This window comes from Micropepsis pineolensis (assembly GCF_055392125.1).
Map to the genome: position 1 here is coordinate 2,119,008 of NZ_AP042408.1, position 19,514 is coordinate 2,138,521.

The window sequence follows — 19,514 nt, forward strand, 5'->3', positions numbered from 1 at the left end:
TGACTCCCCTTCAAGCGCAAAGCGCAAAAATCAGCGTTGCCATCGCTAGGGGAGGGCTGTGACACTATCGTGTAGCGGTTGTGTCACTCGCGTGACAACCAGAATTGAGGTGGCGTTGTGGTATTAAAAAAACACGCCCGTGGGGGCGTGTTTTTCAAATGCGCAAGCTGTCGGTGGTGAAAAGCTTTAAGGGAATTTCACCGTCAGGCTGGTGCCGACAAATCGCGGCTCGCCTGCAATGAAGGTGGGTATGCCGAAAGCATCACCCGTGTTGCCGGCGTCTTTAATGAATTTGCGGTTAAACAGATTACTGACGAAGAAGCGCAGCGACCAGGGCATCGTATCGGGCTGATAGCTTAAGCTCAGACCGAACAGGCCGTAATCACCCTGGAATTCATCGCGCTTGGTGTCGGGCAGATAATGCGAGGTCTGCTCCGAGGCAATGTCATTATCATCGTCGAAATAGATCTTCGACTGCCAGGTATAGGTCGGCATCAAGGAGAAGGTGCCATCAAGCGCCTTCTGGCGCAGCGTGGCACCGATCGACAGTTTGTGGTCCGGGGTCAGCCGGAAGCGGTTGCCGCGATAAATGCTGTCGCCGCCAAAGCGGGCATGACTGAAGGTGTAGGTGACAAACAGATCGGCCCAACTGGTGGCAACCCAATCGGCCGACGCCTCAACGCCATAGGCGCTGGCCTTACCGGCATTGGTGGTGACCTGCTGGGCATTTTGAATGACGGTGGTCTGGAAGTTGTCGTAACTATAGTAGTAGACCGCCATATCGGCACGAAGGTGACCGTCGAGCGTTATGGTCTTGTAACCGGCTTCATAGGAATCCACCGTTTCGCTTTTCAGCTTGGTGAAGGTTGGATCGCCATACGGGGTCGATGGCGAACTGGCCGCCAGCACATCGGGCCGCCGCCCGCGGGCATAGGTGGCATAGAGGCTGCTGGTCTCGCTTGCGGCATAGCGCAGGGTGGCGCGCCAGGCGAGCCCGTTATCGTGATAATTCTGGCTGATCTTATCGCCATTATTCGCCGTCGGCTGGGTAACGATGCCAAAATTCGGCAGAACCGAAGTCGGAATGGCGGCTTCATAACTCTGCGATAAATAATAGAGCAGGGCGTCGCGCACCGACGCACTCTGGCTCAGCGATCCCAACATGCCACCCAGAACCGAGCGGCCATCGGTCATTGCGGCATAGGCGCTTTGCTTGTCGTCGTGCGAGAAGCGTAAACCCGCCTGCGCTTCGATCTTGTCGGTCAGCCGCACGGTGACATCGCCATACAGATCAACCGATTTGGTCTTGCCATAGGTGGTGTATTGCTCCCAATGGGCACTGTCGAGGTTGCTGGCCAGCCCCGCAGCGGTCGTACTGTCGATGCTGCCGCCATAGGCCCCCGCCAGCGCCTGTAATTCAACCGGCGTATATCCCGCCACATAGGCGGCGGAGTTGTAATAGGCGGTCGGCTGCGGGTGGGCATAGGAAACCTGCCCGGTGAACAGTGCCAGCAGCAGCGGCTCGTCGATCTGAATCGGGATGCGCGAGGAATCGTTTTCGTAGAAATAGCTGACGCCGCCGAACCAGCTGACGCGACCGCCATGGTCATAATTGACCCGGATATCCTGACTGAACTGATCGCCGCGGGCGTCTTCAGCCATGGCGACGATGGGCAGCGCGGTGCCATCGGGATCGAACACTTCTTCGGATTCATACCGCCGATAGGCGGTGTTCGAACTGACGCTGTAGCTGTTGTTCAGATGGTAATTGAGAATAACCGTACCGCTGTACAAATTGCGGTCAAGGCCGAGTTTTTTGTTATGCTCGAAGCCTTCGGGGCTGGCCAGCGCGGCGCCGGTGTTGTGATCGGTGGTGCCCAGTACCGTGCCGGTGGTGGGATCAAACGGCACGATCTCGCCCGATTTGAAGCCCGTACCGCTGGGGGTATCGCGTTCAAAATTGAAAATGACATCGGCGCTGAAATCCTGCGACGGACGCCAGGCGATCGAGGCACGCGCCGCCCCGGTTTCAACCGAATTGAAGTTTTCGCCGCCGAGCAGGTTCTTGGTATAGCCGTCGCGGCTTTTGTAACGGCCCGAAAGCCGCACCGCCAGCGTATCGGACAGCGGAATATTCACCATGGCGTCGACCATGTGATAATCATAATTGCCGATTTCGCCGGTGGCCTCGGCCTCAAACTTGTCTGGATTGGCTTTGTTGGTGATGACGTTGACGCCACCGATCAGGGCCGAACGGCCGAACAGGGTCGATTGTGGCCCCTTGGCCACCTCCACACGCTCGACATCGAACAGCTCGAAATAGGCCCCGCGGGATTGCGAAGCCGAAACCCCGTCCTCGAACACCGAAACGCGGGCCTCCTGGGTGGAGTCGTTGGAATCCGAGGTGATGCCGCGCATGACAAAACCGGGATTGTTGGGGGACTGGTCCTGCACCTCGAAACCGGGCACGAACTGCGAAAGCTTGCTAAAATCCTGTAACCGGGCGTTTGCAAGGAAATCGCCGCTATAGGCGGTGAGAGCAAAAGGCACCTCAACCGGGCTTTGGGCGCGTTTTTGCGCCGTCACCACCACGGTTTCGATCTTGCCAAAATCTGCCCCGGCAGTGTCGGCCGTCTCGGCCCCGGCCGGAACCAGCAAAGATGCCAGTACGGCATAGGACACCCATTGAAACTTTCGCGACATATATCCCCCGCAAACAGATGCTGATTTCAGCAGCCAATGATGATGGTTCCGTGACAGCACTGCCTTGGGTGTTCTGTCAATCCTGTTTGGGGCGATCTTGTGGAGAAAGAAGCTATTAAAGTCAGAGTGTTGCAGGCACTCCATGGTCATATCGGTCACCACTGTGCAGGAAAAGTTCAAAGCGCCTGCCAGCGTGCATGTAACTGTCACAATTTTGAACGATTTTGCAGCCAACAAATCGCAAACGGTATTTATCACAAAAGGGCTGGTTTATGAAGTTTCGGATATGGGCTGCGGCGGCTGCCGCGTTGATGGTGAGCGTATCGGCCGATGCCCGGCCGGTGCTGATGGTATCGATTGACGGGTTGCGTCCGCTTGACATTATCGAGGCGGATAAGCGGGGCCTTAAGGTGCCCAACCTGAAAAGCTTCCTCAGCGATGGGGCCTATGCTTCGGGCGTGAAGAATGTGTTGCCGACGGTGACCTATCCAGACCACACCACGCTGGTCACCGGCGTGTGGCCTGCGGTCCATGGCATTGCCAACAACACCACATTTGATCCCGAAGACAAGAACATGGGCGGCTGGTACTGGTATTCGTCAGATATCAAGGTGCCGACCTTATGGGATGTGGTGCATGCCAAACATGAGGTGGTCGCCAGTCTGGGCTGGCCGGTCAGTGTAGGCAATCCTTCGATCGACTATAACATTCCCGAATATTGGCGCGCTGCCAATGCAGAAGACCTTAAGCTGATCGATGCCTTGTCAGTGCCGTTTGGTATTGGTGCGGTGGTTGGCAAGGCGGCCGGGGTTCCGGTTGCGGCGGCGTTTGGCGAAAAGCCCCAGCATGATGTGGCCAAGGCCAAACTGGCGGCGGCAATGATTGCCGAGGAAAAGCCGGAATTTTTCACCCTGCATTTAAGCAGTGTCGATGGCGAACAGCATGAATTCGGTCCCGGCTCGCCCGAGGCCCATACCGCCATTGAAACGGTCGATAGTGCGGTTGGCGCTTTGATAGCGGCGGCGCAAAAGGCCGAGCCGGATGTGGTTGTTGCCATTGTTTCCGATCACGGTTTTGCCGCCGTGGACAAGGAAGTCAATCTGGTCCGCCCGTTTGTTGATGCCGGGCTGGTCAAACTGGATGCAGACGGCAAGAAGGTCGTTTCCTGGCAGGTAATGCCGTGGAATGCCGGTGGTTCCTCGCTGATCGTGCTGGCCAACCCCGCGGATGAAGCGGTGAAGGCCAAGGTCAAAGCCGTGCTGGATAAACTGGCGGCAGACCCCAAAAGCGGTGTGGCCAAGGTGATTGACGCCAAGGGCATCGCAGCCTTGGGCGGTAATGCCAAGGCGAGTTTCTTTGTCGATTATACGCTGGGCTATTATGGCGGCGACAGCATCGTGGTGCCGATGGTGTCAAAATCCAGCCTTAAAGGGACGCACGGCTATTTCCCGACCCATCCGGAAATGCGCGCCACTTTTATGATCAAAGGCCCCGGCATCGCCCACAAAGCGCTGGGCGAGATCGATATGCGCGATATCGCCCCGACGCTGGCGCAGATCATGGATGTGTCGCTTCCCACCGCAATGGGTAAGCCCCTGCAGGTCGAGAAATAGGCTATATAGCTACTGTTTTATAGTTTATTGGTTTGAGCAGACGGGGCAGGCAGGTATGCCCCGTCTGTATTTTACTTTTTGTCTGCATGATGCTGCGGCGGGATTGTCAGCCCGTGTTCAAGTTTAATTTCAGGAAAAGATTGCAAACGCACCTGATGGCCGGATTGTGTACTGGACACTGCGGCCGCCAGCTTCTGCACAGCTATAGTCGTTTGTTGTGATGACTGGGGGCGTGGTGCAGCCTGTTTTTCAGATGATGTGAGCTGATTGGTACGATACTGTTTTGCCCAGCAAATCAGCCACACGGGTGGGATGGCAAGAGCAAAGAAAATTCGCGGCGATATGAATTGGGATCTGGCAGAATATATCATCAGCCAGAGAATAAAGATCACGCATCCCCCGAGCCATAACCAGCCAATTATGCCAGCGCATTTTGTTACTATATTTGCATGGGGAACTGTCATGCCCATCTCCTGCTACTACGGTATATTTTGACAAGTTTTGTATGGTCTTCCAATGCGACATCTTCTGATTGCATTTGTCATACCCTTGACACAGTTCACAACTCGGTCAATATCGGCCCAGTCCGGGGGCGCCCTGAAGTAACAGGGCTGAGATCGCAATGGCGCGGGTCCCTTTGAACCTGATGCGGTTAATCCCGCCGTAGGAAGAGGCGCTATGAACAAGCACGCTCCCATTGCACCCGAAGTCCAGCAGTCGATCACCCGTGGCAGCTTTCCCGGCTCCCAAAAAATCTATGTGAACGGGGTGCCGTTTCGCGAGGTGGCGCTGTCCGGGGGCGAGCCTGCCGTGCGGCTTTACGATTCCTCGGGGCCGTATACCGATGCCGCCGCCGAGATCGACATTGAAAAGGGCTTAAAACCCCTGCGGCGGGACTGGATTCTGGCCCGTGGTGATGTCGAGGAATATGACGGACGCCCCCCCCATCATCTTGATAACGGCCTGAAAGAGGGCGAGGCGGTGGCGGTGCCGCAGTTTGACCGCCATGGTTTGAAACCCTTGCGGGCCAAGGCAGGCCGCCGCGTCACCCAGATGCATTATGCCCGCGCCGGTATCATTACCGAAGAAATGAAATTCGTTGCCGTCCGCGAAAATCTCGGCCGCAGCGCCTTGCGTGACGGCCAGTCATTCGGCGCCGCCATCCCGGACGAGGTGACGCCAGAATTCGTGCGGTCGGAAATTGCCCGTGGTCGCGCCATTATTGCCGCCAACATCAACCACCCGGAAACCGAGCCGATGATTATCGGCCGCAACTTCCTGACCAAGATCAATGCCAATATCGGCAATTCGGCGGTCGCGTCTGGTGTGGCTGAAGAAGTCGAAAAAATGGTGTGGTCGATCCGCTGGGGCGCGGATACCGTGATGGACCTTTCCACCGGGCGCAACATCCACGCCATCCGCGAATGGCTGATCCGTAATGCCCCGGTGCCGATTGGTACGGTGCCGATCTATCAGGCACTGGAAAAATGCGGTGGTATCGCCGAAGAACTGACGTGGGAGCTGTATCGCGACACGCTGATCGAGCAGTGCGAGCAGGGCGTGGATTATTTCACCATCCATGCCGGTGTGCGTCTGGCGCATATTCCGCTGACCATCAACCGCACCACGGGCATTGTTTCGCGCGGTGGTTCGATCCTGGCCAAGTGGTGTCTGGCCCATCATAAGGAAAATTTCCTCTACACGCATTTTGAGGAAATCAGTGAAATTCTGGCTGCGTATGATGTGGCGTTTTCACTGGGTGATGGTCTGCGCCCCGGCTCGACTGCGGACGCCAATGACGCGGCGCAGTTTGCCGAACTCGATACGCTGGGCGAGCTGAACAAAATCGCACAGAAATACGATGTGCAGGTCATGATCGAAGGCCCCGGCCATGTGCCGATGCATAAGATCAAGGAAAATATGGATCGCCAGCTTGCCGCCTGTGACGAGGCACCGTTCTATACCCTCGGCCCGCTCGTCACTGATGTGGCGGCGGGGTATGACCATATTTCCTCGGCCATCGGTGCGGCGATGATCGGCTGGTTCGGTACCGCCATGCTGTGCTACGTCACCCCGAAGGAACATCTCGGCCTGCCGGATCGTGATGATGTCCGTGCCGGTGTGGTGGCCTATCGCATTGCTGCCCATGCGGCCGATATGGCAAAGGGCCATCCGGCGGCACGGATCTGGGACGACGCCATGAGCAAAGCGCGGTTCGAGTTCCGCTGGCGCGATCAGTTTGCCCTGTCTATTGACCCGGAAATGGCGGAAAGTTTCCACGACGAAACGCTGCCCGCCGAAGGGGCCAAGATTGCCCATTTCTGTTCGATGTGCGGGCCGAAATTCTGCTCGATGCGGATTTCCAAGGAAGTGCAGGACGAAGCCCGCAAGACGAATGACCTTTTGTCTACCGATCAGATCCGCGCGGCGATGGAAAAGAAGTCGGAAGAATTTAAAGATAAAGGCAGCGAGATTTACAGTCAGGATTACCTGAACAAAGTGTAAGCTGCAGATTATTGTCACCCACCGCTGCCGGGCGTAACCTTGCGGGCAGCGGAGGGGTGACATGATACCAAAATGGCAATGGTGGGCAATCGGCTGCCTGATTGCTATCGCGCTGATGCTGGATGTGCTGACAACACCGAACAGTTCTGTCTATTTTATGCTCAGCGGCAAATGTCGTGCCTGTCCGGTGCCTGCACCTTGTGCCGTCGGACGCGGTGTGCGGTTCCGGTGGTACAGATCTGACTGCCCGCCTGATGGGAACGGCTCCGCAACCTCGGTATGGTAAGACGGATAATCCGAAAAAAAAACGGCGTCAGCTTTTAAGGCCGACGCCGCAAGGTGGAGTTAGACGTTAAATCGGTTATTCTTTGTAACGCTCAAGCCAATGGGCATAGGGGGCGGGTAGCACCCAGCTCGGCTTATCGATCTTGAGTTCGCGCGCGGCAAAATAGGGCCAGAACGGGTTGGCCAGATGGGCCTTGCCCACCATGACGACATCAAGCTGTTCGTTGGCAATGCTGGCCTCGGCAGCATGCGGCGTACCAAAGCCCCAGGCGGAGGCCACCGGGATCTGCACTTCATCGCGCACGCGCTTGGCGACCGGGGCGAGGAACGAGGGGCCCCATGGGATTTTGGCCGTTGGGGTGTTGAAGCCGATGCTGACGCTGATCAGATCAAGGCCGGTCTGCTTGAACTTTTTGACCAGATTAATCGATTCCGTCAGGGTTTCTTCGTCGCGACCGTCATATTCAATAACACCGAAACGGGCCGTGAAGGGCAGGTTCTCCGGCCACACTTTACGAATGTCTGCCATGCTTTCAATCAGGAAACGGCCACGGTTTTCCGCGCTGCCGCCATATTGATCCGTACGCTGATTGGAATAGGGTGAGAAAAAACTCTGCGCCAGATAGCCATGGGCGAAGTGCAGCTCAAGCCATTCATACCCCGCGGCGCGGGCGCGCTTGGCAGCGGCAACAAAATCAGCCTTGATCCGGGTAATGTCATCCAAAGTCATTGCCTTGGGCACTTTGGGCAGATTGGCGCCAAAGGCCACCGCCGATGGGGCGATGGTCTGCCAGCCGCGCGGGTCCACCTCGGCAATATGGTCGTCACCTTCCCACGGCAGATTAGCCGATGCCTTGCGACCGGCATGGCCGATCTGAATGCCCGGCACGGCACCGGCAGCTTTGATCGCCTTGACGATCTTAGCATGGCCTTCAATTTGGGCGTCGTTCCACAGGCCAAGGCAGCCGGGGGTGATGCGGCCTTCCGGCGCCACGGCCGTGGCTTCAAGGATAACCAGACCGGCCCCGCCACGAGCGAGGCTGGCGTAGTGGACCTGATGCCAGTCATTGGTCAGGCCGTCGGTGGCCATATATTGGCACATGGGCGGCACCGCTATGCGGTTGCGTAACGTGACGTCCTTCAGTTTAAACGGCGTGAATACTGCCGACATACTCTACTCCTTCGGGGGGGGCTTAATCACAATCGGATCAGGGCTTTACCGCTGAAGCTGCGGTGCTTGAGGGCTTGCAGCAGTTCAGGCAATTCGGCAAAAGATCGTATTTCCAGCGTTTCCGGTTCTAGGCGGTCTACGGCGATATAGGCCAGCAAGGTTTCACCATCGGCGGTCAGCTGGGCCCAGGCGGCGCTGTCACCATGCTGATGGAGCGCGCCCAGTGCCACCTCATGTGCCGATATGGCCCGTTCAAAGGGGGGGCAGGGCCATCCACTGACACGGCCCTGAATGCAAACCAGCTGACCATTGGCTTTCAGCGCCGGGGCAAGGCGGGCCGCATGGTCTTCGCTTACGCAGTCGATGACGGCATAAAAAAGACCATCCTCGGGCTGCCAAGATTGCCCCTGTGGCAGCGGACCGGCAATGCAGGCCGATGCCCCCAGCGCACCAAGCCGTTCCCAATGCCGTGGGTTGCACATCACCGTAACGGTAAAGCCCCGCGCCATGGCATACTGCACCAGATAATTACCCACGCCACCACCCGCCCCACTGATCAGCAGCGCAGCCCCATCGGGGGCCGGTATCTTTTCGATGGCCTGCCAGGCGGTCAGGCCGGGGCAGGGAAAGCTGGCGGCGGCGGTAAAGTCGAGCGGCTTTGGCAGCCGCATCAACACCTCGGCCCGGATCGGGGTATAGGCGGCATAACTGCCGTGTGCCGTCAGGCTTTGGTGGTAGGCCACACGCTGGCCCAACCATTTCGTGGGAACACCGTCGGCCACCGCCACCACCGTACCGGCACCATCAACACCGGGAACGTGACCCGGCTGCCAGCCAAGGGCTGGGCCAAGCACTTTCCAGTCGACGGGGTTTAAACCGATGACGGCGTTCTTCACCCAAACTTCGCCGGGGTTCAGCGGTCGTGGGGCAATTTCCTGACAGCGCAGATCGCGCACCTCGGCACCGTTGTGCCAAGTCCAGGCCGGATAGGTTTGCGGTACAGTTTCGTTCGATGGCGGCATTGGGCGTCCCGTTCGCGTAAGCGTGTTGTGACACGTCGGTTATTGGGCGAGCAAAAGCCCGTAACGCGTGAGCAGTGCTTCGTCCGCGAACGGATTTTGTCCCGTAATCCGTTCGCGGTCCACAATAAGATGGGGCTGCCAGTGAGGGGCCTTATTCCTGTTTTCGCCAGCGAATGTCATTGCTGCCTGCATGTAATTGTGTCGTGCCATTGAGGGACTGTCTGAATACCCGTAATCTTGTAACCGTGACAAATATACGTACTGTGCGCTATAATAAGAAGTATCTGTAAGTTATGGTGTCTATAAGATATCGTTATGATAAACCCGCAGTGGCTTAAAACCTTCATCACGCTGGCGGAAGTGGGCAATTTTACCCGCGCCGGGCAACGGCTGGGCCTGACCCAGGCGGCGGTTAGTCAGCAAATTCGCCATCTGGAGGCGGAGTTCGGTGCGCTTTTCATCCGTCGCCCACGCCAGATCGAGCTGACCCCGGCGGGGCAAGCGCTACTGGTCTATGGCAGCGAGGTCGATCAGGCCACCCGTCGCCTGCACTGCCGCCTGACAGATGAAAGTGCCGATTATGGCGAGGTAAGTCTGATCACGCCGGGCAGCATCGGTCTGTATCTCTATCCTTTATTGCTGACCTGGCAGAAATCTAATCCGGAACTGATCATGCGCCATCGTTTCGCCCCCGATCAGGAGGTAATCGAGGCTGTGCTGGGCAAGAACTATACGTTCGGTCTGGTCACACATAAGCCGGAGGATGAACGGCTGGCTGCCCGGCCATTCTGTAAAGAGCCGTTGGAGCTGGTAGCGCCGGCCCACGAAAAGCCCTGTACATGGCAGGACCTCGCTAGGCTTGGCTTTATTGACCATCCTGACGGACAGGCCATGGCTGCGCGACTGTTCCGTCGCCGCTATCCCGGCAATCCGGGGGTGCACAGTTTGCCATGTCACGGTTTCAGCAATCAGATTGGATTGCTGCTGGAGCCGGTGGCACTTGGGTTGGGGTTCACGGTGATCCCGCGTTATGCCCGGCAGGCTTTTGGTAAGCCAGATGCCATTCGGGTGGTCGAATGTGGTAAGCCGGTGGTCGATACGCTGTGGCTTATTCACCGTTCCGAATGGCCGCTGCCGCAAAGGGCCGAACGCACCATTGCTTATCTGTCGCGGTGCTTAAAGGCTGTTGTGGCAGAGTAGGTGGTTCACTTAAATATACCATTGAACGTATTGCGCAGCTGGTTCAGATGCAGTATATGCGTTTATGCGCATAGGCAGTAATAAGCATGGATGAGATTGTAAACCTGATGTCGGCGCTGTCCGATCCAACCCGGCTGGGGGCGTTACTGCTGGTCTGGGATGGAGAGGAGCATTGCGTTTGCGAGCTGATGGAAAAATTGAATGCCACTCAGTCGCGCATGTCGCGCCATATGCTGGTGCTTAAACAGGCTGGGCTGGTGACTGACCGGCGCGATGCGCAGTGGGTGCGCTATCGCAAGAATTCACAATTGCCGACGCAGATTCGCAAAATCGTCGATGCCGTTATCTATGCTGCAGCGGCAGGTAGCGTTGGGAGGAAAAAAGTGACATGAGTGCGATCCGCCTTTATTGCAGCAGAATACCTAATGTCTGGTTATGGGGAGCCATGACGGCGGTCCTGTTGTGGGTTGTGGTTTATCTGTTACTGGAGCCGGTTGCACAATGGTTCGCATCCTTATTGCCGTTGTCCCATGCGGGGCCTCTTTATGCGGCGGTGGCATTTTTCCTGTTTGAAGTCCCCAAGGTTTTATTACTGCTGTCGTTGATTGTTTTTGCCATGGGGGTGGTGCGCAGCTTTTTTACGGCAGAACGCACACGAGCTTTACTGTCTGGTAAGCGCGAAGGTGTCGGCAATATTGCTGCGGCAGGATTAGGCATCGTGACGCCGTTCTGTTCCTGCTCGGCAATTCCTTTATTCCTTGGTTTTGTTTCTGCCGGTGTGCCATTGGGCGTGACCTTTTCCTTTCTGATTGCGTCGCCCATGGTCAACGAAGTGGCGCTTGGGCTTCTGCTGGCACTGGTTGGCTGGAAAGTGGCGCTGATCTATCTGGTCTTTGGCTTGGCGGTTGCGATTGTGTCCGGCTGGGTAATCGGGCGGCTGAAGCTGGAAGGCTGGCTGCAGGATTGGGTGCGTAATTTGCGAAGTGCCGAAGTGCCGATCCCCCGGCAACACTACAGTGTCGAGGACCGTATCCATGCAGGGATAACGGCATTGCATGACATTGTCGGAAAAGTCTGGTTTTGGGTTGTGTTGGGTATCGCCGTTGGGGCTTTCATCCACGGCTATGTGCCGTCCGGCGTGCTCGCGGCTATTATCGGGCGTCAGGCCTGGTGGTCGGTTCCGGCAGCTGTGGTCCTTGGTATTCCGATGTATTCCAGTGCAGCCGGGATTATTCCGGTGGTTGAAGCCCTGATCGAAAAGGGGGCGGCGCTGGGTACGGTTTTGGCTTTCATGATGAGTGTGACTGCGATGTCGCTGCCGGAAATTATTATCCTGCGCAAAGTCCTCAGTCTGCGTCTGATTGCCGTGTTTGTCAGTGTTGTTGGTGTCGGAATTCTGTTCGTCGGTTATCTGTTCAACATATTGTTCTGAGGGGTGGAATTATGAAACAGGTCAAAGTGCTTGGCTCGGGCTGCTGCCGGTGTTCGCAGACTGCGGACATGATCAAAGCTCAGGCAGAGACGTTGGGCATTGCGATTACACTGGAAAAGATCACCGACTATGCCGCCATTGCGTCATACGGTATCGCATCTACGCCGGGCATTATCATTGATGGTAAGGTGGTGCATGCCGGTGGGCTGCCAAAGGTAGATGATGTCGATAGCTGGCTGAAAGGATAATCCAATGTCTGAAGCAAAGTCTTGTGCATGCGCGAGATCATCAAAACTTATATTTTCTTGTTCTGGTGCTGCCGATGTTGGTGAAATTTCTGACCGGGTAGCTCGTGGATTGAATATGGAGGGGGTTGGAAAGATGTACTGCCTTTCTGGTCTGGGTGGAATGGTTGCCTCGATTATTCACAACACCAGAGCTGCGGAAAAGATTCTTGCGATTGATGGGTGCCCGCTGAATTGTGCCAGCAAAACACTTCAAACAGCGGGATTTGTGAACTTTCTCACACTCCGTCTGGCAGATATTGGTATGAATAAAGGAATGTCGCCTGCTTCGGATGCAGCGATCACTACGGTAGTTGAAAAGGCAAAAATATTATTAGCTTAAGCCATTAGGCTGGTGTGCATAACGATCTGGAGGGAACTATATGATTGAGCAAAAAAATATAAAGTCGATGACTATCTATCATAATCCGGCCTGTGGTACGTCGCGCAATGTGCTGGCATTGATCCGCCGCGCGGGGGGCGAGCCGACCATCATTTCTTATCTGCAAACCCCACCTTCGACGGATGTGTTGCGTTCGCTGATTACCCGCGCCGGGCTTACGCCGCGTGATGTTCTACGTAAAAAAGAAGCACCGTATAAAGAGCTTGGTCTGGATAAACCTGATGTCAGCGATGCGGATATTATCAGCGCAATGCTGGCTCATCCTATTCTGATCAACCGCCCGCTGGTTGATACGGGGAATGCGGTGCGCTTGTGCCGCCCATCCGATGTGGTGCTCGATCTTTTGCCGAAACTGCCGGGCGTTGATTTCAGTAAAGAAGATGGTGCGCCTTTCCTGCGTGATCGCCTGATTGGGGGAAGTGATGCCGGTTTTACCGCTGCATTACAACAGGCTGCATTGCCGATTGATGATCTTGGCGAGGCTGGGCGCTCTTTTTATGCCTATCATACACTGGGTGGTACATTGGCCGGGTATGGTGGATTTGAAGGCTATGGTGACGATGCTCTGATCCGCTCCATTGTCGTACCCGAAGCGTTGCGTGGCAAGGCGGTTGGCCGCAATCTTGTCGCGTTGCTGCTCTATCGGGCGTTTCTGGCCGGGGCGCGGCGGGCATGGTTGCTTACCATTTCGGCTGCCGATTACTTTGAGATGATCGGCTTTAAACCCGTTGCACGCGATGCGGCGCCACAAAGTATCCTTTCGACCCGGCAGGCGCAAGGGCTATGCCCGGTCAGTGCGAAATTGCTTTGCCGCAATATCGGATTTTAGGAACCATCATGTCAAAATTTGAGCGCTATCTTACCCTTTGGGTCGCCCTGTGTATTGGGGCCGGAATCGTACTTGGCCAGCTTCTACCAAGTGTTTTTCGACTGATCGGTGCGGCCGAACTGGCGCGGGTCAATTTGCCGGTTGCGGTATTAATCTGGCTAATGATCATTCCGATGTTGCTGAAAATTGACTTTGCCGCTTTGCGCACTGTCGGGCAGTATTGGCGCGGTATCGGGGTAACGCTAATCGTCAACTGGGCGATTAAGCCGTTTTCTATGGCGCTGATGGGGTGGCTGTTTATCGGCTATCTGTTTCGCCCTCTGCTGCCTGCCGCACAAATTGACAGCTATATTGCGGGTCTTATTCTGCTGGCGGCGGCACCCTGCACCGCGATGGTATTCGTCTGGTCAAATCTGTGTAAGGGCGAGCCGCATTTCACCCTGTCACAGGTGGCACTGAATGACAGCATCATGGTGGTGGCTTTTGCGCCGATCGTCGGATTGTTGTTGGGGCTGTCGAGCATCCGTGTCCCGTGGGATACTTTGGCCCTGTCGGTCTTGCTCTACATTGTTATTCCGGTGCTGGTGGCACAAATTCTGCGCCGTCTGATGCTGACAACGGGTGGGGCGGGGGCTTTAACCCGCTTGCAACATGCGCTGGGGCCGGTATCGCTGGTTGCCCTTTTGGCCACGCTGGTGCTGTTGTTTGGCTTTCAGGGCGAACAGATACTCGCACAGCCCATGGTTATTGCGCTTCTGGCCGTACCGATCCTGATCCAGGTTTATGGCAATGCCGGTATCGCCTATCTGCTCAACCGTGCGGTGGGTGAAAAACATTGTGTGGCGGGGCCTTCCAGCCTGATCGGGGCCTCAAATTTCTTCGAGCTGGCAGTAGCCGCCGCTATCAGTCTGTTTGGCTTTCATTCCGGCGCGGCGCTGGCCACAGTTGTCGGTGTGCTGATCGAAGTGCCGGTGATGCTCACCGTCGTCTGGATTGTGAACCGCAGTCGTCGTTGGTATGAGGCGGGATATCACTGATCCCTCCAGCGTGTAACAGGGCTGGTGTGACACAAAATGCTGATGACGGATGCTGATTAATTCTGGTGCAAGAACCGATATTCCGGCTTTTTTCAGCCCTTGGTTTCTGAGCCGCATCCATCAGGGATCGGTTTGCGTGCGCAATCCCTATTATCCCAGTCAGATCACACGGTATCGGCTGGCCCCAGATGTTGTCGATTGTTTGTTATTCTGCACCAAGAACCCACGACCGATGTTACCCCATCTGGCCGAGCTTGATGCGTTTTCGAGTTATTGGTTTGTCACCATCACGCCTTATGGTCGGGATATCGAACCCCATGTACCGCACCCTGATCAGGTGATCCGGGATTTTCGAATTCTTTCGGAAAAATACGGCGCGCATCGGGTTTGCTGGCGCTATGATCCGATCTTTTTCCATGGCCGCTACGATTTTAACGCTCATCTGGCAGCGTTTGAAAAGATGGCACAAGCCTTATCGGGTTACACCGATGTCTGTGTTATCAGCTTTATCAGCCTCTATCAGAAGACCAAGCGGAACTTTCCCGGTATTCTTGCAGTCAGTGCAGAGGATAAGATCCGCCTGGCCGAGGCTCTGGTGGCAATCGCTGCGCGTTACCACATTGCCATCAAAACGTGCGCCGAAGCTGCCGATCTGCGCGGTTATGGTGTCGATATGTCCGGCTGTCTTGCAAAGTCGGTGTTGGAAAAAGCCGTGGGCGCCGGATTAAAAAACATCCACGCAAAAGCCAATCGTGCCGAATGCGCCTGTTATCCCAGCCGCGATATCGGTGCTTACAACACATGTCTGCACGGCTGTTTGTACTGCTATGCCAATTACAATCAGGAAGCTGTCCGGCGAAACTGGGCTCTGCATGATCCGAATTCACCTTTGCTGATTGGAACAATCGGAAAGGCGGATGTTGTGCGTGATGCCGACCTGGCGTGCTATGCCGACACGCAGCCGCTGTTATTTTAGGCGTTTAGGAGGTGTTTTGCTGGCATGCAGGATAAATCTATGCCGTACAACGTGGCAAAATGGCATAGGGTGGATAGCAATACTTGACGTATTTAAAAGACATATCATACTGATAAGCGACAAATTGGTGTGTGGTCCACTTGCTGTTTGTGGTAAGGGCTACGGTTCGGTATACGACAGCTGGATAGATTCATGAAAGTTCAGAATAATCTTTCTTTTATACGCAAGCAGCGTGGTTTGACCGTTTCCCAGACGGCCGCATTGATCGGGGTAACCCGCCAGACGGTCTATGCCATAGAAGCCGGTAGCTATATCCCCAACACGTTGGTGGCATTGAAGCTGTCTGCAGCATTCTGTGTTGCCGTAGAAGATTTGTTTTTCCTGAACAGCCTAGAAGACGAGCTCAGTAATTGTGATACAGCCCATGTTCTGCCTGGGGCGGCAATGGCAGAGGTGGGGCAGCCGGTTCATCTGGTGAAAGTTGGCAAGCGCCTTATTGCTACGGATTTGGCAACATCGCGTGATTTCCGTCATCCCCCGGACGGTGTCGTGGTTGGTATGGAGCCCGCAAAAAAAGCAACGGTAAAGGTGCAGACCTTTCCGCAGACGGATCGCACACGCAAGCGATTGTTGGTTTCTGGCGACGATCCGGCCTTTCAGGTGCTTGGTCACCATCTGCAACTGTCGGGGATTGATCTTATTACAATCGATAAGCTGAACAGTAATCCGTTTGATCTGCTGCGTCACGGTCTTACCCATATTGCATATCATTGCGTATCTTCTGAGCGTGACCAGATGGAGGGGGCAAAGCTTAGTCGGACCGACTTACGCAACATGTCGATTATCGGATTTTATTCGGCGCAGGAAGGCATTGCCGTTGCGGCAGGAAACCCTAAGCATATCGCAACAATCGATGACTTCATCCGTTCTGATGTAATGATTATTAATCGTGAGCCGGGAACGCGGTGCCGTATGCTACTTGATGAAGCCCTTAATAGTGTGAAAAAGCGCGACCGTATTAATGGTTATAATCATGTTATACAGGGCCATATGCCGGCGGCCTGGCATGTTCATATGCGTAAGGCTGATGGCTGCATTACGACGCGGCAGGCCGCGAAAGCCTTCGGGTTGGATTTTATCCCATTATCACAGCGGCATTGTTCGCTTGTTATGCAGAAAACGACCGTCAATTTGCCGGAAATCATCGAGATGATAGACATTCTTCATCGGGCAAGTTTTCGGCGTGAGCTGGAGCTGTGTAACGGATGCGAAGCCGTATCGGCGGGACAAATATTATCGGCAATGCCAACATTATAAGTTATGCTGGCATTGTCCGTGCGATGTAAATACTGCTGTGTCGTTTATCCAATCCGATATTTGAGTATATCATCGGGCATAGGGACTTCAGGCAGATTGCGCGGGTCCGGCTCTGGCAGCAAAACCAGGTTTTGGATTGGAATAACCCCGGCCCAGGTCGGGAAGTTATAGTCTTCCTCATCATCAAGTGGTGGGCCGACGCGGACTTTACAGGAGGCCTCCGCAATAGAAAGTGATGCAACGGCGGTTGCCTTAATCTCATGCTTATGAACCGGGCGCAGGCGTTCCCATTGGTTAGGGATTAAGCCGTTGACAAAACGCCGCAGCTTTTCCTCTTTTACAGTATCGTCCTCGATCAGCTCTGCCCGGCCCAGCAGCATGACCGAGCGGTAATTACAGTTGAAGTTATAGGCCGAACGCGCCACCACAAGCCCGTCATACGATGCCACAGTGAAACAGATGTCTTGTTGAGGCAGCGCTTTAAACATTCGTCCGTCTTTGGAACCATGCCAGTAAACCCGATCTCCTTCGCGCCAGAAGAAAGTTGGGGTTACAAATGGTACCCCGTTCATATTGCAGCCGATGTAGGCCATCGGTATAGCATCGAGAATGGCGGTAACTGTCGCCCGATCATATTGTGCCTGCCAGGCATATCGCTGGCAACGGGTGCGTTCGCTGGGGGCTTCGGCATTTAGTCTGTCAGAGGACATAATAAAACCATCCTGATTGTTTTTTCGATCTGTCTGCCGCAAGAAAAGTGCCAAAATGATTGGTGAACGGGCTATTATTTCACGCAATTTGAAATTTTGAAAATTGCTATCAAAATAACTTTTGGTTGTTTGGGTAAATTCTACGCGCCATTGCCTGATAAATAATCAAGACGCATATAAACGACAATGTCGCTTATAACGCGCTATGTGCTTGATATACCTACAAACATTTCGAAGCGGGTAAGGTAAATTGTACTAATGGTAAATGGCCTTGAATTTGCAAGTGTGCAGATGGGCAATTCGCCCGGAAGCGAAAGGTGGTGGTGAGATTTCTACCCCCGTCTACGACATCGGCAATATAGGCGAATTCGATAGCGAGTTCGGTCATTGTTTCACGGGAGAGTGCCGTGTCAATGTCCTGCCGATACTCTATCGTATCAGCCAGATTATCATCGACAATGCAGATCTTGCGGCATCTTTGCCCGTAATCCTCAGTGTCATGCAACAGCAGATGAAGATGCTGTGTGGCATGGTTACGCTGTACGATCGCGGCAGTGGCACAATCTTCATCCATGACAGTTTTGGCCTAACCGAGGAGGAGAAAAGTCGCGGCATCTATGCTCCCGGTGAGGGTATTACTGGCCGGGTTGTTGAAACCGGCAGCACGATCATTGTGCATGAGCCACGCGATAATGCCTATTTTGCTGATAAAACTGGGTCCCTGGCCCGCAAAGGACATCGCAAAGCAGCGTTCTTCTGCATTCCCATCATGCATGCCCATAAGGTGCTTGGAACAATTGGGGCCGAACGCCACTATATGAATCCACGGCTGCTTAAACAGGATGTCGAAATCCTATCGATGATCGCTGCGATTATCGCGCCGGCTGCCGAACTCTATATGATGGAAAATCTCGAAAAAGTCCGGTTAGAAAATGAAAACCGCCGTTTGAAAAACGTTTTGAAGGAGCGTTTTCGACCCTCCAATATCATGGGCAATTCTAAGCCGATGCAGGATGTTTATGATCTTGTATATAAAGTAGCCGGGGCCAAAACCACTGTACTTGTTCTGGGCGAGAGCGGTGTCGGCAAAGAGCTGGTTGCCAACGCCATACATTATAACGGCAGCAATGCAGATGGTCCGTTCGTCAGTTTCAACTGTGCCGCTCTGCCGGAAAGTATTGCAGAAAGCGAGCTGTTCGGTCACGAAAAAGGTGCCTTTACTGGCGCGGTCATTATGCGTAAGGGCCGGTTTGAGATGGCTGATGGCGGCACGATATTCCTTGATGAAATTGGGGAATTATCACTTTCGATGCAGGCAAAGTTACTGCGTGTGCTCCAGCTTAAAACGTTCGAACGTGTCGGTGGTAACAAGCCGGTCAAGGTTGATGTTCGCATTATCGCGGCAACCAATCGAAACCTGGCTGAAATGGTTGATAAAGGCACCTTCCGCGAGGACCTGTATTACCGCTTGAATGTTTTTCCCATTATCGTGCCGCCACTTCGTGAGCGTGGCAGTGATGTGATTACGCTGGCGGACTATTTCGTTACAGCTTTTGCTAAGGAAAATAACAAATCTGTCAAGCGTATATCAACACCGGCAATTAATATGCTGATGAGCTATCATTGGCCGGGAAATGTCCGCGAACTGGAAAATGTTATTGAGCGTTCGGTGCTGCTAGCGGATGATGATGTTATTCATAGCTACAATTTACCGCCATCGCTACAAACATCAGCCGAAAGTGGTACGGCCTTTGGTGTTAGTCTGGAATCCAAGCTGCGCTCGGTCGAGTATGAAATGATTGTTGAGGCTTTGAAAAATACCAACGGCCATATTGGCGAGGCCGCCCGTGAACTTGGCCTTACCCGTCGATCACTGGGCGTGCGGATGGATCGTTATAATATTACCTATAAATCTTTTCGCACTGCAGACATTAGCAAATAATCTCGTGCATAAGAAACGCCCCGGCCACGTCGGGGCGTTTCTGGTTATTTATGCCGTCGCCAGAATTTTCATTTGCGGTAAAAAA

The 19,514-nt window shown here is 54.5% G+C and carries 17 protein-coding genes and 1 riboswitch; of the genes, 12 read left to right on the forward strand and 5 right to left on the reverse strand.

Features of this window, described 5'->3' with window-relative positions; genetic code table 11:
- Positions 1–186 precede the first annotated feature (186 nt).
- Positions 187–2,703, reverse strand: coding sequence for a TonB-dependent receptor (locus ACZ5RI_RS09415; RefSeq protein WP_464511802.1), 2,517 nt, complete (start codon positions 2,701–2,703; stop codon positions 187–189).
- 272 nt (positions 2,704–2,975) lie between these two features.
- Here ACZ5RI_RS09415 and ACZ5RI_RS09420 point away from each other — a divergent pair, with 272 nt between their 5' ends.
- Positions 2,976–4,316, forward strand: coding sequence for an alkaline phosphatase family protein (locus tag ACZ5RI_RS09420; RefSeq protein ID WP_464511806.1), 1,341 nt, complete (start codon positions 2,976–2,978; stop codon positions 4,314–4,316).
- Positions 4,317–4,387: 71 nt separating this feature from the next.
- On the opposite strand, the gene ACZ5RI_RS09425 is transcribed toward ACZ5RI_RS09420, so the two are convergent.
- Positions 4,388–4,780 (reverse strand): hypothetical protein, encoded by a 393-nt coding sequence (locus ACZ5RI_RS09425; protein WP_464511810.1) that lies wholly within the window; start codon positions 4,778–4,780, stop codon positions 4,388–4,390.
- A 114-nt stretch (positions 4,781–4,894) separates the two neighbouring features.
- A riboswitch (TPP riboswitch) is annotated at positions 4,895–5,004 on the forward strand.
- Between ACZ5RI_RS09425 and thiC the strand changes: the two genes are divergently transcribed.
- Positions 4,995–6,821: a phosphomethylpyrimidine synthase ThiC gene (gene thiC, locus ACZ5RI_RS09430; RefSeq protein ID WP_464511814.1), complete on the forward strand. Its 1,827-nt coding sequence runs from the start codon at positions 4,995–4,997 to the stop codon at positions 6,819–6,821. It overlaps the preceding riboswitch by 10 nt.
- A 361-nt stretch (positions 6,822–7,182) precedes the next feature.
- Here thiC and ACZ5RI_RS09435 read toward each other — a convergent pair whose 3' ends face one another.
- The gene (locus tag ACZ5RI_RS09435; protein WP_464511819.1) at positions 7,183–8,277 is read right to left on the reverse strand and encodes an NADH:flavin oxidoreductase/NADH oxidase; all 1,095 of its coding nucleotides are present in this window, start codon (positions 8,275–8,277) and stop codon (positions 7,183–7,185) included.
- A gap of 26 nt (positions 8,278–8,303) precedes the next feature.
- Entirely contained in the window at positions 8,304–9,299 is a 996-nt protein-coding gene (locus ACZ5RI_RS09440; RefSeq protein WP_464511823.1) for a zinc-binding dehydrogenase, read from the reverse strand.
- Between the two features lie 315 nt (positions 9,300–9,614).
- Here ACZ5RI_RS09440 and ACZ5RI_RS09445 point away from each other — a divergent pair, with 315 nt between their 5' ends.
- The 9 genes from ACZ5RI_RS09445 to ACZ5RI_RS09485 all read left to right on the forward strand — a co-directional run bounded on the left by ACZ5RI_RS09445 (position 9,615) and on the right by ACZ5RI_RS09485 (position 16,777).
- Positions 9,615–10,499: a LysR family transcriptional regulator gene (locus tag ACZ5RI_RS09445; RefSeq protein WP_464511827.1), complete on the forward strand. Its 885-nt coding sequence runs from the start codon at positions 9,615–9,617 to the stop codon at positions 10,497–10,499.
- 86 nt (positions 10,500–10,585) lie between these two features.
- Positions 10,586–10,891, forward strand: coding sequence for an ArsR/SmtB family transcription factor (locus ACZ5RI_RS09450; RefSeq protein ID WP_464511832.1), 306 nt, complete (start codon positions 10,586–10,588; stop codon positions 10,889–10,891).
- Positions 10,892–10,944: 53 nt separating this feature from the next.
- Positions 10,945–11,931, forward strand: coding sequence for a permease (locus ACZ5RI_RS09455; RefSeq protein WP_464511836.1), 987 nt, complete (start codon positions 10,945–10,947; stop codon positions 11,929–11,931).
- Positions 11,932–11,942: 11 nt separating this feature from the next.
- Positions 11,943–12,179, forward strand: a complete 237-nt coding sequence (locus tag ACZ5RI_RS09460; protein ID WP_464511840.1) for a thioredoxin family protein — start codon at positions 11,943–11,945, stop codon at positions 12,177–12,179.
- A 4-nt stretch (positions 12,180–12,183) separates the two neighbouring features.
- Entirely contained in the window at positions 12,184–12,558 is a 375-nt protein-coding gene (locus tag ACZ5RI_RS09465; RefSeq protein WP_464511844.1) for a putative zinc-binding protein, read from the forward strand.
- Between the two features lie 40 nt (positions 12,559–12,598).
- On the forward strand, positions 12,599–13,447 hold the full coding sequence (gene arsN2 / locus ACZ5RI_RS09470) for an arsenic resistance N-acetyltransferase ArsN2 (RefSeq protein ID WP_464511848.1): 849 nt from the start codon (positions 12,599–12,601) through the stop codon (positions 13,445–13,447).
- An 8-nt stretch (positions 13,448–13,455) separates the two neighbouring features.
- Positions 13,456–14,484 carry an ACR3 family arsenite efflux transporter gene (gene arsB, locus ACZ5RI_RS09475; protein ID WP_464511853.1) on the forward strand — a complete coding sequence of 343 codons (1,029 nt, stop codon included), beginning with the start codon at positions 13,456–13,458 and terminating at the stop codon, positions 14,482–14,484.
- A 49-nt stretch (positions 14,485–14,533) separates the two neighbouring features.
- Entirely contained in the window at positions 14,534–15,460 is a 927-nt protein-coding gene (locus tag ACZ5RI_RS09480; RefSeq protein WP_464511857.1) for a DUF1848 domain-containing protein, read from the forward strand.
- 192 nt (positions 15,461–15,652) lie between these two features.
- A complete protein-coding gene (locus tag ACZ5RI_RS09485) occupies positions 15,653–16,777 on the forward strand; it encodes a substrate-binding domain-containing protein (protein WP_464511861.1) in 1,125 nt (374 codons plus the stop codon).
- A 44-nt stretch (positions 16,778–16,821) separates the two neighbouring features.
- On the opposite strand, the gene ACZ5RI_RS09490 is transcribed toward ACZ5RI_RS09485, so the two are convergent.
- Positions 16,822–17,574 (reverse strand): pyridoxamine 5'-phosphate oxidase family protein, encoded by a 753-nt coding sequence (locus tag ACZ5RI_RS09490; protein ID WP_464511865.1) that lies wholly within the window; start codon positions 17,572–17,574, stop codon positions 16,822–16,824.
- 178 nt (positions 17,575–17,752) lie between these two features.
- Here ACZ5RI_RS09490 and ACZ5RI_RS09495 point away from each other — a divergent pair, with 178 nt between their 5' ends.
- Entirely contained in the window at positions 17,753–19,429 is a 1,677-nt protein-coding gene (locus tag ACZ5RI_RS09495; RefSeq protein ID WP_464511870.1) for a sigma 54-interacting transcriptional regulator, read from the forward strand.
- Positions 19,430–19,514: the final 85 nt, after the last annotated feature.